Below are 12,923 nucleotides of genomic sequence, written 5' to 3' on the forward strand. Positions count from 1 at the left end.
CCGGGCCGGGCGCCCCGGCCCTCAGGCCAGCGCGCCGCCGTCGATCGTCAGGACGCTGCCGGTGACGAACGACGCGCCGGGGCTCGCGAGGAACGCGATGCCCGCCGCGATCTCCTCGGGGCGCCCGTAGCGGCCCATGGCGTTGAGGCTCCGCTGGAAGTCGGCGCTGGGACCGTCCTGAGGGTTCATGTCGGTGTCGGTCGAGCCGGTGCGGACGACGTTCACGGTGATGCCGCGCGGGGCGAGGTCGCGCGCGGCGCCCCGGGTGTAGCCGATGACCGCGGCCTTGGTCGCCGCGTAGTCGGCCATGCCCGGCGATCCGGTCCGGTGGGACAGGGTGGATCCGATCGTGATGATCCGCCCGCCGTCGGCCAGTACCGGCGCGGCGGCGCGGACGGCGGCCACGACCCCGCGCACGTTCACGTCGTACATCCGGTCGAGTTCGGCCTCGTCGCCCCGGCCGACCTGCTCGTAGGAGATCACCCCCGCGTTGTTGACCAGCACGTCCAGCCGTCCGAAGTCGGCCGCGACCGTGCGGATCAGCTCCGCGACCTGCCCGGGGTCGGCCGTGTCCGCCCGGTAGGCGCCGCTCCGGCGGCCCGCCGCCTCGATCTCGCGGACCACCTCCTTGGCGCCGTCCGCGGACGCGACGTAGCCGACGGCGACGTCCGCGCCGCGCGCGGCGAGCTCGCGGGCCGCCGCCGCGCCGATCCCCCGCGATCCGCCCGTCACCAGTGCCACCTTGCCGTCGAGTTCCATCGGGATCCCCATTTCTGTACCGATCGGTATTGAACGAGAGCCTACTATACTGACCGATACAGAACGCAAGGGAGGAGATGGCGGACATGCCGACGGGACGCCCCCGCGAGTTCGACGTCGACGAGCGGCTGGACCGCGCCCTGGACGTCTTCTGGCGGCAGGGCTACGAGGGCACCGCGCTGTCCGACCTGACCGAGGCGATGGGCATCAACCGGCCGAGCCTCTACGCCGCCTACGGCAACAAGGACGCGCTGTTCCGCAAGGCCCTCGACCGGTACGCCGAGGGACCCGCCGGGTACGTCCGCGCGGCCTTGGCCGAGCCCAGCGCGCGCGCCGTCGCGGCGGCGATCCTGAAGGGCACGATCGACGTCACCACGAGCGGCCCCGGCGGCTGCCTGTTCGTCCAGGGCGCGCTCGTCACGGGACGGCAGAACGAGGCGGCACGGCGCGAGATCGAGACCAGGCGGCGCCGGTCGGAGGAGATGCTCGCCCGACGGTTCGAGCGCGCACGCGTCGAGGGCGACCTCCCGCCCGGCACCGACACCGCCGCCCTGGCCCGGTACGTCTGGTCGGTCTCGTACGGGCTGTCGGTGCAGGCCGCCGCCGGCACCTCCCGCGAGGACCTGCGGCGGGCCGCCGACCTGGCCCTCGACGCGCTGCCCCCGCGCCCGGCCCCGGACGCCTGACGCCGGACGCCCGGCGCCCGACGGCGGTCAGGCCGCAAGGGCCCGGACCCGCGCGAGTTCGGCGCCGAGGGGAGCGGGGGGAACATGCTCCCAGGTCGTGACGGTCGCGTCGCCGTCCTCGAACCGCCAGACGCCCGCGACGCGCCCCTCGTGCAGGACGACCGGGGAGATCCAGCCCGCGGTGCGGCTCACCTCGCCGCGCCGCTCGGCCGGGATCAGGTAGGTCGCGCCCGTCCCGGCGCCCAGGACGTACTGGTCGAACGCCCCCAGCAGCCGGACGGGCGCCGCCGGTCCGGTGTCGAGCAGCTCGTCGCGGTGTTCGGCCAGGAGGTACATCGGCTCGCCGTCCACCTCGACGGTGCACAGCTCGCCGTCGAGCGCGGCGAACCAGCTCCGCACGTCCTTCTTCCGGTTCGCCTTGCGCATCAGCCAGTTGTCGAACATGTCGGGCGTGGCCGGGCCGTGCGCCCCGAGATACGCGCGGACGACCGTGCGCGCGGCCTCGTCCGCCGGAGGCAGGCCCGTCCAGCCGGGCAGCCGTGCCTGCGGGGACACGAACGTGACGCGGTTGCCCCGGGCCGGGCCGTGGCACAGCACTCCCCACCACGCGAGCGGTTTGAGGAGCGTGCCCCAGCCGGACCCGAGCACCTCCGCGAGGTGCGCGGAACCGGTCTCCTCGACGACGGCCCGGGTGAGCTCCTCGCGCGTCAGCACGGCGCCGTCCGCGAGCGCCCGGGCCGCGGCCGCGGCGATCGCCTCCAGGTCGGCGGGCGTGGCGCCGAACGCCTTCTGCCAGCTCGGCTTCTCCCAGTGCCGGGCGGTCCCGCACAGCGCGAGGTACGCGGCGGCCGCGTCGGCGGGCAGGAGGTGCAGCGTGCCCCGCATCGCCCACGTCTTGACGAGCGCGCGTTCGTCCCGCAGGGCCCGTGCGGCCTCGCCCGCCTCCGGGGACGCGCGCCGGACCGCCACCGCGAGCTCGGCGGCGGACGCGACCTGCGCCTGCACCCCGCCGAGGCGCCGCGCGACGTCCACCGCCGACGCCGCGTCCGGCCGGTCGAGGAACTGCCGCCGCATCCGCCAGGCCAGCACCCGCGGCCACGTCACCGAGGTCATCCCCCGATTAGACCGCACGCCACCGACAGAACCCGGGCGATACCCGGCCGGTGCCCCGCACCGCTCAGGCGAGCCGGTGCGACAGCTCGGCGAACGCGTCGCGGACGTCCTCGGCGGTGAGGACGGTCAGGTCGGCGGCCGTCGCCGCCGGGCCCAGCTCGGCGGCGCGCAGCGCCCGGCACGCGCACGCCTTCTCGTAGAGAGAGCGGGCGAAGCGGCCGTTGCCGAGTTCGTCGATGCGGCCGGTGCCGCAGGCCCGCTGGAAGACGAGCGCCAGATCGTCCAGGGCGCGGTCCTCCCACTGGTCGCCGCCCTGCTCGGCGATCAGCTGCGCGATGCGCAGCAGCTCGTCGGGACCGTAGGACGGGAAGTCCACACGGACGTCGAACCGGGACGCCAGGCCCGGATTGGACGCCAGGAACCGGTCCATGTCGCCCTCGTAGCCCGCGAGGACGACGACGAGCCGGTCGCGGTCGTCCTCGGCGCGCTTGAGCAGCACCTGCACCGCCTCCTGACCGAACGCGTCGCCGCCCGAATAGCCCGGATTGCTCAGCGCGTACGCCTCGTCCACGAACAGGACGCCTCCGAGCGCCGCGTCCACGACCTTGTTCGTCTTGAGGGCAGTCGCGCCGAGATGCTCGCCCACCAGGTCCGCGCGCTGCGCCTCCACCACCTCGGGACGGACCAGCAGCCCGAACGCCGCGAAGATGCGACCGAGCACGCGCGCCACCGTCGTCTTGCCCGTGCCCGGCGGCCCGGTGAACACGAAATGCCGGGTCGGCGGCCGGGTGACCAGCCCCTGCTCCTGCCGCATCCGGGCGACCTGCAGCTGCGCGGCGATCTCCCGGACCTGCCGCTTCACCGGCCCCAGCCCGATCATCGCGTCCAGCGAGCCGAGCGCCTCCTCCAGCGTGGGCGTCTCGGCGTAGCCGCGGAACCGCTCGGTGACCTCGGCGAACGCGGCCTCCACGTCCGCCGCGCGCAGGGTCGTCAGATCGTCCGCGCTCGGCCCCTCGCCCTTCCCGGACGACGCCGCGTCGACCACGCGCACGTCCCGCGCGCGCGCCGCCGCCTCCATCAGCGACCGGACGAACCGGCCGTTGCCGAGCTCGTCGACGATGCCGCGCCGCTCGACCTCCTCGAACCGCGCGGCCAGCCTGCGGCGGGCCTCGTCGTCCAGCCGGTCCTCGCGCCTGGACACGTGCCGCTCGGCGATCCGCAGCAGCTCGTCCGGCCGGTACGACGGGAACCGGACGCGCGTGCCGAACCGGGACGCGAGCCCCGGATTGGAGTCGAGGAACTCGGCCATCTGCGCGTCGTAGCCCGCGAGGATGATCACGAGGTTGTCGCGGTCGTCCTCGGCGCGCTTGAGCAGCGTCTGCACGGCCTCGTCACCGAACCGGTCGGGCTGCCCCTCCCCCGAGTTGACCAGCGCGTACGCCTCGTCGATGAACAGCAGCCCGCCGAGCGCGGAGTCGATCAGCCGGTTGGTCTTGATCGCGGTGGCGCCGAGGTACTCCCCCACCAGGTCGGCGCGGTGCGTCTCCACGACCGTCGCCTCCGGCAGCAGCCCGAACGCGTAGAAGATCTTGGCGAGGACGCGGGCGACGGTGGTCTTGCCGGTGCCGGGCGGGCCGACGAACACGAAGTGCCGCATCGGCTTCTCGGTGGGCACCCCGGCGGCGGCGCGCAGGTGCGCGGCCTCGATCGACGCGGCGATCGAGCGGACCTGCCGCTTGACCGGCTCCAGCCCCACCATGCCCTCGAGTTCGGCGAGGGCCTCCTCGACCGAGATGTCCGGACGCCCGTCGTCGGTGCGCCGCCCGGACGCATCGTCCGGTTCGGAGGGCTTCGCGGGGTCGGCGGCGCGGGCCGCGGCCCGCTGCTCGTAGGCCGCCCGGGTCGCCGCGGGCACCCCGGCGGGCTGCGCCGGACCGTCCCCGCCGTCCCCGCCGTCACCGTCGTCACCGTCGCGCCCGCCACCCCCGCCGCCGCCCCGATCGGGCCGGTCGGAGCCGTCGGGCCGCTCAGGCCGCTCGGGGCGGTCCGGACGATCCGGACGGTCGGGTCGGCCGGGTCGGCCGGGTCTCGGTCCGCCCTTCCCGGCGTCGCCCTTCGGGGGTTTCGTGCCCGCCTGCTCCTGCACCCAACCGGTCTCGTACTCCTCGGCGGGCGCGCTGCGGCGGGCCTGGTCCCAGCGGTACGCCAGGACGGCCAGCGCCGCGGCCCATCCGGGAGCGACGCTCGCCTCCGGCAGCGGCTGCGCCACGGCCGCCGTGATCACCCCCGCGGCGCCCAGCGCGAGCGCGGCCGTCCGCCACGGCGCGTACCCGCGCAGCCGGAACCCGGCCACCGCGACCGGGAGCGCCAGCACCGCCAGCAGCAGCTCGGACGCCAGGTAGGGCGGGCGGCCATCGTCCGGGTACAGACCGCCCAGCGGAATCGACAGCGCGAGCCAGGACGCGACCACCGCGACGACCGCCATCCCGGTGGGCGAACGCAACGTCAGGTGCACCACGACGAGCAGGATCACGGCGAACGCGGCCGTGCCCAGCACCGGCCCGTCCAGCACCACCATGGCCGACAGCACGAGACCGACGAGAAGCAGCCCGCCCAGGAAGCGGAGCCCGGGCGGGACCTGGAAGTAGCGCCAGCGCAGGCGCTCGAAGAGATCCCGTGCCGCGACGCCGGTCGCCGGGCGGGAGCGGGATCTGCCGAACGAATCCATCAAAAGCGAGTAAAGCGCAGTGTCGCGCGGAACGGGACTCCCCTGGCACGGTTCGTCGTCTCTTACAAAGACACTTGCATCACCTTCCGGCAACCGAATGGAGCGTGCCCGGCCGACCGGACCAGGACATTCGTCTCTCCCGACGCGCCCGTACCCGGACGGGCCGGTCCGGCCCCTAAGATCTGGACGCCGGGCCGCCCCGACTCCGCTCCGGCGCCCGGCCGCCGTCACCGCGCACGATCGATCCAGGGGGACTCCCGTGACCGACCCGACCGGTGCCCTGCCGGGCCTGGACGACTCCGGCGCCGCGGCCACCGCGCCCGCGGGCCGCCCGCGCGCCGCCGGGTACGAGATCGAGCACGAATTGCGCGCGGCCCTCGGCGGCGACGGCCGTCCCGTCCGGATCGCGGGCGTGGACGAGGTCGGGCGCGGCGCGTGGGCCGGGCCGGTCGTCGTGTGCGCGGCGATGACGGACCTGAGCGACCCGCCCGTGCTGCGGGGCCGCGGGGACCGCACGGTCGCGCTGACCGACTCCAAGCTGCTCACCCGCGCCCACCGCGAGGCGTTCGCCGAGGTCCTGCCGGGCTGGCTCACCGGGCACGCGATCGGTGCCGCCGCCCCCGGGGAGATCGACGAGATCGGCATGACCGGGGCCCTGCGGCGCGCCGCCGTCCGTGCGCTGGAGGCGCTGCCCGTCCCGCCCGACGTGGTGATCCTGGACGGCGGCCAGGACTTCCTGCGGCCCCCGTGGCGGGTCCGCTGCGAGGTCAAGGCCGACCAGCGGTCGGTGACGGTCGCGGCGGCGTCCGTACTGGCGAAGGTCCACCGCGACCGGCTCATGGCCGACCTGGACGGCGCGTTCCCCGGCTACGCGTTCGCCGACAGCGCCGGATACCCGTCGCCCGCCCACCAGCGGACGCTGGAGGAGTCCGGGCCCACTCCGCATCACCGGCTCTCGTGGTCGTACCTGGACGATCTGCCGCGCTGGCGGCACCTGAAGAGGCACCGGGACCCGCTGGCCGGGGAAGGGCAGCTCAGCCTCCTCTGACCCCGGCCACCCGCCCGTCCGGTCGCCCGGCCGTGTCCGGTCGCGGTCCCGTCGCCGTCCCGTGCGGCATGCGTCATCGCCGCGAACCCGGGTAGGGCCACCGGCACGGGAGGTGGATCCATGGACGCCGTCGTGAAGAGACTGCTGCGCGAGTCCGGGGAGACGTTCTCCGACGAGGCCGGGTTCGAACTCAAGGACACGCCCTCCGCGCTGTTCAAGCTGCTCGTCCTCGCCAACCTGCTCAGCGCCCGGATCTCGGCGGGCATCGCGCTGTCCGCGGCCCGCGAGCTGTTCGCGGCCGGGGGCGGAACCCCGCGGGGCATGGCCAAGCTGACGTGGCAGGAGCGCGTGGACGCGCTGGGCCGGGGCCACTACGTCCGCTACGACGAGAGCACCGCGACCCGGCTGGGCGACACGGCAGCGCTCGTCCAGGACAAGTACCGGGGCGACCTGCGCAAGCTCGCCATCCACGCGGAACGCGACCGGGGCCGGGCGGCCGACCTGCTGCGCGAGTTCCCCGGCATCGGCCCCACCGGCGTGGACATCTTCTGCCGCGAGGCCCAGGCCGTGTGGCCGTGGCTGCGCCCCTACATCGACGACCAGGTGCTGAAGGGCGCCGAGCGGATCGGCCTGCCCACCGACCCGGACGACCTGGCCGGCCGGGTGGCGGGCAAGGACCTCGCCCGGCTGACCTCCGCGCTCGTCCGGGTCGGCCGCGACAAGCGGCTCGCCGAGTCGATCACGGAGACGGCCGCGGCCGGACGGTGACGACCGCGGACCGCCACGGCTGTCGGTTCGCGCCGCCCGGCGCGGCCGCCGCCGCCCGGGTCTCGATCAAAGCATGACCCGCCTCAGCCCTTGCCCCGGGAGGCGACCCATTCCAGGTTCCAGCCGTACGCCTGGTCGACCGACATCTTCCCCCAGCGCGGACGGCCGGGCGGCGGCGGGACGAACCGGCCCTCGCGGTGGACGACCAGTTCGCCGCCCACGTTCTCGATGAGCGCGAGCACCGCGTCCCGGGAACGGTCCACGCAGTCGTCCATCCGCATCTCGATCGGCGCGGACCCGACCGGGTGCAGCGTCGCGATGGCGTCCAGGCCGCGGAAGTCGTCGGCGCCGTCGTAGATCTCGGCGAACACCAGGATGCGCTTGAAGTCGGCCGTCCGGTCCAGATTGATGTGCAGGTTCTCGCCCGCCTCGATCGCGCCCGTCCGGTCGTCCTTGTCGAGCTTGATGAACGGCGGCCGGTCGAGGGCGCCCATGTCGCCGAGCGCGTGGATGATGCCCTTGCGCCCGTCCTGCAACTCCCACAGGCAGCACAGGTCGAGGTCGAGGTCCACGCCGCGGCGGCGCTTGCCGAACAGCCCCGTGGCGACGCCCTCGCGCGCCGTCCAGTTCAGGTTCACGCGCATGTGCCCGGACGTCGCGCCGTGCTTGGTCAGCGACACCGAGGGGGCGCTCTTGGTCAGGTTGATCTTGCCGCCCTGCGCCTGCGGCTCCGGAGCCGCGGGCGCGGCGGGGGCCGGGGCGGGAGCCGGGGCCGGGGCCGGTTCGGGGGCGGGCGCGGGGCCCGGGTCGTCGACCGAGATGCCGAAGTCGGTGGCCAGCCCCGCCAGGCCCGTGTCGTAGCCCTGGCCGACCGCGCGGAACTTCCACGCGCCCTGGCGCCGGTACAGCTCGCCGAGCACGAACGCCGTCTCGGTGGTGGCGCCGGTGCTGTCGAACCGCGCGACCTCCGCGCCGCCCGCGGCGTCCACCAGCCGGACGTAGAGCCCCTCGATCTCCCCGAACGTCCCGCCGTCCGCGGACGCCGCGACGACGATCCGCTCGACGGCCGGCTCGACCCGGTCCAGGTCGACCGACAGGACGTCCAGGACCGTCGGGCCGCGCTGCTTGCCGTCGTGCTTCACCGCGCCGGACCCGTGCACCGGCTGGTTGTAGAAGACGAAGTCGTCATCGGACCTCACCCGGCCCGTGCCCGCCAGCAGGAGCGCCGACGCGTCCGCGTCGGGCGCCCCCACCCCGCTCCGCCATCCGAGCTCGACCCGCACCGACGACACCGTGACCGGGGTGTTGGCGCCCTTCTGCATCGACATGAAACGTCCTCCTCCGCCGCTGCCCAGAACCCTAGGGCCGGTCGCACCACCCCCGCGACCTGCCCCGACTCCTTGACGTGCGGCGGCGGGCGGGAGTTCCGCCGGCGCCGCGCCGGTCAGGGCACCCGCGCGGTCCATTCGGGCGTGGCGAACTTGTCGGTGACGTACTTGCCGGCCAGCCGCAGCTCGTCCTCGGTCGGCCGGTCCTCGACGAGACCGTGGCGGCCGCGGAAGTGCCCGATCATCCGGTCGATGATCTCCGCGCGCGGCAGGCCGGTCTGCCGCCGCAGCGGGTCGACGCGCTTGTTCGCGCTCGCGACGCCCTTGTCGGAGATCTTCTCCCGGCCGATCCGCAGCACCCGTGTCATCTTGGCGGCGTCGATGTCGTAGGCCATCGTGACGTGGTGCAGCACCGCTCCGGCGGCCAGCCGCTTCTGCGCCGCGCCCGCGATCTTCCCCTGGTCGGACGCGATGTCGTTCAGCGGCCGGTACCACGCCCGGACGCCCAGCTCGGCGAGCGCGCCCAGCACCCAGTCGTCCAGGAACGCGTAGCTCTCCGCGAACGACATGCCCGCGACCAGCGTCTCCGGCGCGTACAGCGAGTAGGTGATCGTGTTGCCCGGCTCGACGAACATCGCCCCGCCGCCGCTGATCCGGCGCACCACCTCGACACCGGCCCGTTCGGCCTCCGCCGCGTCCACCTCGTTACGCAGCGACTGGAAGCTCCCGATGATCACCGCGGGGGACGCCCACTCCCACACCCGCAGCGTCGGCGGCCGCCGGCCCGCGCCGACCTCCTCGGCCAGCACCTGGTCGAGCGCCATGTGGACGAGCGGTTCCTGCGGCCCCTCATGGATCAGCCGCCACTCGTGGTCGCGCCAGTCCGACGCGCCCGCCAGCGCCCGCCGCACCGCGATGCCCACGGCCTCCGCGGTCAGCCCGAGCAGCACCGTCCCGGCCGGCAGCGCCGCCTGCACCCGCGCGCCGATCTCGTGCGCGTCCAGCCCCGCCGGGAGCCCGTCGAGCGCCCCGTTGATCGCGTCGAGGGCCGCGTCGGGCTCGAGGAAGAAGTCCCCGCTGATCCGCGGGCCCCGCAGCAGCCCGTCCACCACGTCGACGTCGGCGACCACCAGCTTGCCGCCGGGAACCTTGTACTCACCGTGCATCACATCAAGGTGAACCCCGCCGTGACGCCCCCGATTCCGCCGTCCCCGCGGCCCGCACGACCGCGGCCAGCAGCAGCGCACCGGCGGCGATGCCGAGCCCGTGCTCCACGACCGCCACGGCCGGGCGCTCCAGGGGCGCGTAGTCGCCGGGACGCAGGAAGACGAACGGGAGTTTCCACGCGTTCCACGCGAACAGCGATCCCGACGCGGTGAAGCCGAGGACCATCGGCAGCCAGACCGGCGTGCCGGGCCGCCGCGCCGTGACGGCCCACGCGGCGATGAGCGCCCACAGCGCCGAGTTGCCGAGGAGGAGCCGTGCGCCCGCGTCCGGCCGGTCGCGCCCGGCGGCGAGGCCGAGCGTCCCGCCGGCCGCCCAGTAGGCCCAGGCGGCGGCGAGCAGCAGGCACATGGCCGCGACCGCCGCGGCCCGCGCGCGTCCGGCCCCGGCGCGCGGCCCGCCGGCCACCCGCCCGCCGAGCCGCCCGCCGAGCCGCCCGGCGAACGCCGCCGGCCACCGCTCCCGCAGGTGGACGGGGAGCGCCACGGCCAGCCCCACGGCCATGCCCAGGAACCCGACGGCCAGGAAGGCGCCCTCCCACGCGGGCGCCGTCGCCCCGTCCTCGCCCGATCCGGCGCTCCCCCCGCCGTCGAGGAAGGTGCCCAGCAGCATGTAGGGGATCAGCGGGACGAGGAACCCGCCGCCGATCCACGCGCCGAGGACCAGCGGTACGGCCGGTGCGCGCAGCCCCCGGTCGGAGGCGAGGACCAGGCCCAGCGTGATGCCCGCGGCGGCCATCACGACCGTCACCGCGTTCAGCGCGATCCAGTCCGCGCCGCCCACGTCCGAGGGCACCGCTCCGGCGATCCCTGCCACCACCCATATGACCTTCACCACCAGGTAGAGGGACAGGCTGGCGGCCGCGCCGTGGCCCGCGATCCGCCGCGCGCCCGACCACCGCCGGTCCACCGGACCCGGCGTCGATTCGGCGTTCATGGTCGCGAGTCTGCGCGGCGGCGGTGCGCGACGCCTCCCCCGCGCGGACCGCCCGCCTCCCCCGGACGGGCGAGGCGCCGCCGGTCGGAGGCGCCGGTCAGCCGTCCACGGGCTCGTGGCGGACGGGGAAGTTCACCGAGTTCGCGATGAAGCACAGCCCGTGGGCGCGCTCGTGCAGCGCCGCCGTCTCGCCCGCCCGCGCCGGGTCGGCCAGGACGGCGCGGGGGCGCAGCACGACCTCCTCGAACCGGCCGCCGCCGTCCGCCGTCTCGACCATGGTCCCCAGCGGCTCGTCGGTGTAGGCGGTGACGACGATGCCCGCGCTCGCGCACAGGTGCAGGAACCACAGCATGTGGCACTCCGACAGGGACGCCACGAGCAGCTCCTCCGGGTTCCAGCGGGCCGGGTCGCCGCGGAACGCGGGGTCGGCGCTGCCCGCGATCGGCGGCTTGCCCGCCGCCCGGACCTCGTGGGCCCGCTCGAAGGCCCGGTACGAACTGGTGCCCGTGCCCGTGTTGCCCGTCCAGGTGACCGACACCTCGTACCGATGCCTCTTCGGCGCCCTCCGGGGCTTCGGCGTGTTCGGCATGCCCGTCTCCTCCTTCACTCCAGTACCGTGCCGGTCGCGCGGGCGTGCTCGTCCGCGACACGTCCCGCCGCCGCCGCGTCGCCGGCCGCGATCGCCCGCAGCAGCCGCCGGTGCTCCTCCGCGACCGCGTCCGGACGTTCCGGCGGGACGAGCGACGCGCGCGTCGAGACGACGATCCGGTCCCACAGCCGGTCCAGGGTCTCCAGCGCGACCGGGTTCCCGGCGAGTTCGGCGACGCCCCGGTGGAACCGGCGGTTGAGCTCGATCGCCCGGTCCAGGTCGCCGTCCGCGGTCACGCGCTCCAGCAGTTCGGCGTCGCGTTCCAGCGCGGTGAGGGCGGCCGGCGCGATCCGCCCCTCCCGCCGGCGGTCCGCCGCGAGCCGCGCGGTGAGCTGCTCGAGCGCCGCACGGACCGCGTGGGCGTGGCCCAGTTCGTCCGTCCCGAACCCGCGCACCACCACGCCGCGGCCGACGCCGCGCACCAGGCCGTCGCTCTCCAGCCGGCGCAGCGCCTCCCGGATGGGCGTGCGGCCCGCCGCCAGCGCCGCGCTCACCGACGCCTCGGTCAGCCGCTCGCCGGGCGGGTACGCGCCCGCGACGATCAGTTCGCGCAACCGCCGGTACACCGCTTCCGCCTGCATGTCCCTCCTTTGCATGCAAAGCATACATTGCATGCAAAGGGAGGAAACGACCGGGAAACGACCGCCCGGCCACACTCCCCGCCATGCACTTCGAGACCGTCCCGCCGGGCCGTGGACGGGCGGCGGCGCGGCGGCGGTGGCCTATCGTCGCGCTCGTGATCGCGTGCACGGCCGTCCTCGCCGTCCTCGCCGCGGGAGCCCCGGTCCCGCCGCGCCTCCGGCCGCCCGCCGCCGCGCCCGCCGGTGCGCCCGCCGCCGCGCCGTCCCCCGCGCCGTCCCCCGCGCCCCGGCCGTCCCCGGTGCCCGGCGCGGCGGAGCGGGCCGAACTCACCCGCGCCCTCGACGCCTACCTGGACGAACGTCCCGGTTCGGTGTCGCTCGCGGTGCGGGACGCGTCCGGCGAGGTCTCCTACGACTACGGGGACGGGCTGCGCACGGCGACGGCCAGCATCGTCAAGGTGAACATCGTCATGGCACTGCTCCTGCGCGCCCAGCGCGCCGGACGTCCGCTCACGCGCGCCGAGCGCGACCTCGCCGAGCGTGCCGTCACGGTCAGCGACAACGACGCCGCCAGTGCCCTCTGGCGCACCATCGGCGGCGCCGAGGGGCTGGCGGCCGCGAACGAGGACCTCGGGCCGCGCGACACCGCCCCCGGACCCGGCGGCTTCTGGGGATCCACGACGACCAGCGCCGCCGACCAGGCCGAACTCCTCACCGCGCTCGTCTCCCCCGCGAGCCCGCTGTCGGCGCCGAACCGCCGCTACGTCCGGGACCTCATGGCCGGCGTGGTCCCCGCGCAGGCCTGGGGCGTGAGCGCCGCCGCCGACCCGTCCGCCGAACCGGTCCTCAAGAACGGCTGGCTGCCGCGCGACGCCCACGGGGGCCGCTGGACGATCAACAGCATCGGCCTCGTCCGCGCGGCCGGCCGGCTCCTGCTGATCGCCGTGCTGTCCGAGCGGCACCCGTCCATGCGCGCCGGGATCGAGACCGTCGAACGGGCCGCGCGGACCGTGACGGCCGCGCTCGACCGTCCGCACGAGCACCGCTGACCCCACCCCCTACCTGGGGCATTCGCGCGATTCGTCCGGGTGCCGTCATACTCT

The 12,923-nt window shown here is 75.3% G+C and carries 12 protein-coding genes; 4 read left to right on the forward strand and 8 right to left on the reverse strand.

Annotated features, from left to right (window positions below; genetic code table 11):
• Positions 1-21 precede the first annotated feature (21 nt).
• The gene (locus F7P10_RS07560) at positions 22-759 is read right to left on the reverse strand and encodes an SDR family NAD(P)-dependent oxidoreductase (RefSeq protein ID WP_254716468.1); all 738 of its coding nucleotides are present in this window, start codon (positions 757-759) and stop codon (positions 22-24) included.
• Positions 760-845: 86 nt separating this feature from the next.
• Here F7P10_RS07560 and F7P10_RS07565 point away from each other — a divergent pair, with 86 nt between their 5' ends.
• Positions 846-1,445 (forward strand): TetR/AcrR family transcriptional regulator, encoded by a 600-nt coding sequence (locus F7P10_RS07565; protein WP_151008698.1) that lies wholly within the window; start codon positions 846-848, stop codon positions 1,443-1,445.
• A gap of 27 nt (positions 1,446-1,472) precedes the next feature.
• Here the strand turns inward: F7P10_RS07565 and F7P10_RS07570 are convergent, their stop codons facing one another.
• Together F7P10_RS07570 and F7P10_RS07575 are read right to left on the reverse strand one after the other, a co-directional pair.
• Positions 1,473-2,558 carry a crosslink repair DNA glycosylase YcaQ family protein gene (locus F7P10_RS07570; protein ID WP_151008699.1) on the reverse strand — a complete coding sequence of 362 codons (1,086 nt, stop codon included), beginning with the start codon at positions 2,556-2,558 and terminating at the stop codon, positions 1,473-1,475.
• Positions 2,559-2,622: 64 nt separating this feature from the next.
• Positions 2,623-5,286, reverse strand: coding sequence for an AAA family ATPase (locus F7P10_RS07575; protein ID WP_254716469.1), 2,664 nt, complete (start codon positions 5,284-5,286; stop codon positions 2,623-2,625).
• Between the two features lie 289 nt (positions 5,287-5,575).
• Here F7P10_RS07575 and F7P10_RS07580 point away from each other — a divergent pair, with 289 nt between their 5' ends.
• Together F7P10_RS07580 and F7P10_RS07585 are read left to right on the forward strand one after the other, a co-directional pair.
• Positions 5,576-6,334 (forward strand): ribonuclease HII, encoded by a 759-nt coding sequence (locus tag F7P10_RS07580; protein ID WP_176611867.1) that lies wholly within the window; start codon positions 5,576-5,578, stop codon positions 6,332-6,334.
• Between the two features lie 120 nt (positions 6,335-6,454).
• Positions 6,455-7,102, forward strand: a complete 648-nt coding sequence (locus F7P10_RS07585) for an endonuclease (RefSeq protein ID WP_151008700.1) — start codon at positions 6,455-6,457, stop codon at positions 7,100-7,102.
• A gap of 83 nt (positions 7,103-7,185) precedes the next feature.
• Here the strand turns inward: F7P10_RS07585 and F7P10_RS07590 are convergent, their stop codons facing one another.
• The 5 genes from F7P10_RS07590 to F7P10_RS07610 form a co-directional block, all read right to left on the reverse strand.
• Entirely contained in the window at positions 7,186-8,430 is a 1,245-nt protein-coding gene (locus F7P10_RS07590; RefSeq protein WP_151008701.1) for a TerD family protein, read from the reverse strand.
• A gap of 116 nt (positions 8,431-8,546) precedes the next feature.
• Positions 8,547-9,596 carry a biotin/lipoate A/B protein ligase family protein gene (locus F7P10_RS07595; protein ID WP_151008702.1) on the reverse strand — a complete coding sequence of 350 codons (1,050 nt, stop codon included), beginning with the start codon at positions 9,594-9,596 and terminating at the stop codon, positions 8,547-8,549.
• 4 nt (positions 9,597-9,600) lie between these two features.
• Entirely contained in the window at positions 9,601-10,590 is a 990-nt protein-coding gene (locus F7P10_RS07600) for a hypothetical protein (RefSeq protein ID WP_151008703.1), read from the reverse strand.
• 97 nt (positions 10,591-10,687) lie between these two features.
• Positions 10,688-11,179: an OsmC family protein gene (locus F7P10_RS07605; protein WP_151008704.1), complete on the reverse strand. Its 492-nt coding sequence runs from the start codon at positions 11,177-11,179 to the stop codon at positions 10,688-10,690.
• A 14-nt stretch (positions 11,180-11,193) separates the two neighbouring features.
• Complete coding sequence (locus tag F7P10_RS07610) at positions 11,194-11,820, reverse strand: GntR family transcriptional regulator (protein ID WP_151008705.1); 627 nt, start codon at positions 11,818-11,820, stop codon at positions 11,194-11,196.
• Between the two features lie 83 nt (positions 11,821-11,903).
• On the opposite strand from F7P10_RS07610, the gene F7P10_RS07615 reads away from it, so the two are divergent.
• Positions 11,904-12,869, forward strand: coding sequence for a serine hydrolase (locus tag F7P10_RS07615; protein WP_151008706.1), 966 nt, complete (start codon positions 11,904-11,906; stop codon positions 12,867-12,869).
• Positions 12,870-12,923 lie beyond the last annotated feature (54 nt).

It is taken from the genome of Actinomadura sp. WMMB 499 (assembly GCF_008824145.1).
Classification (GTDB): Bacteria; Actinomycetota; Actinomycetes; order Streptosporangiales; family Streptosporangiaceae; genus Spirillospora.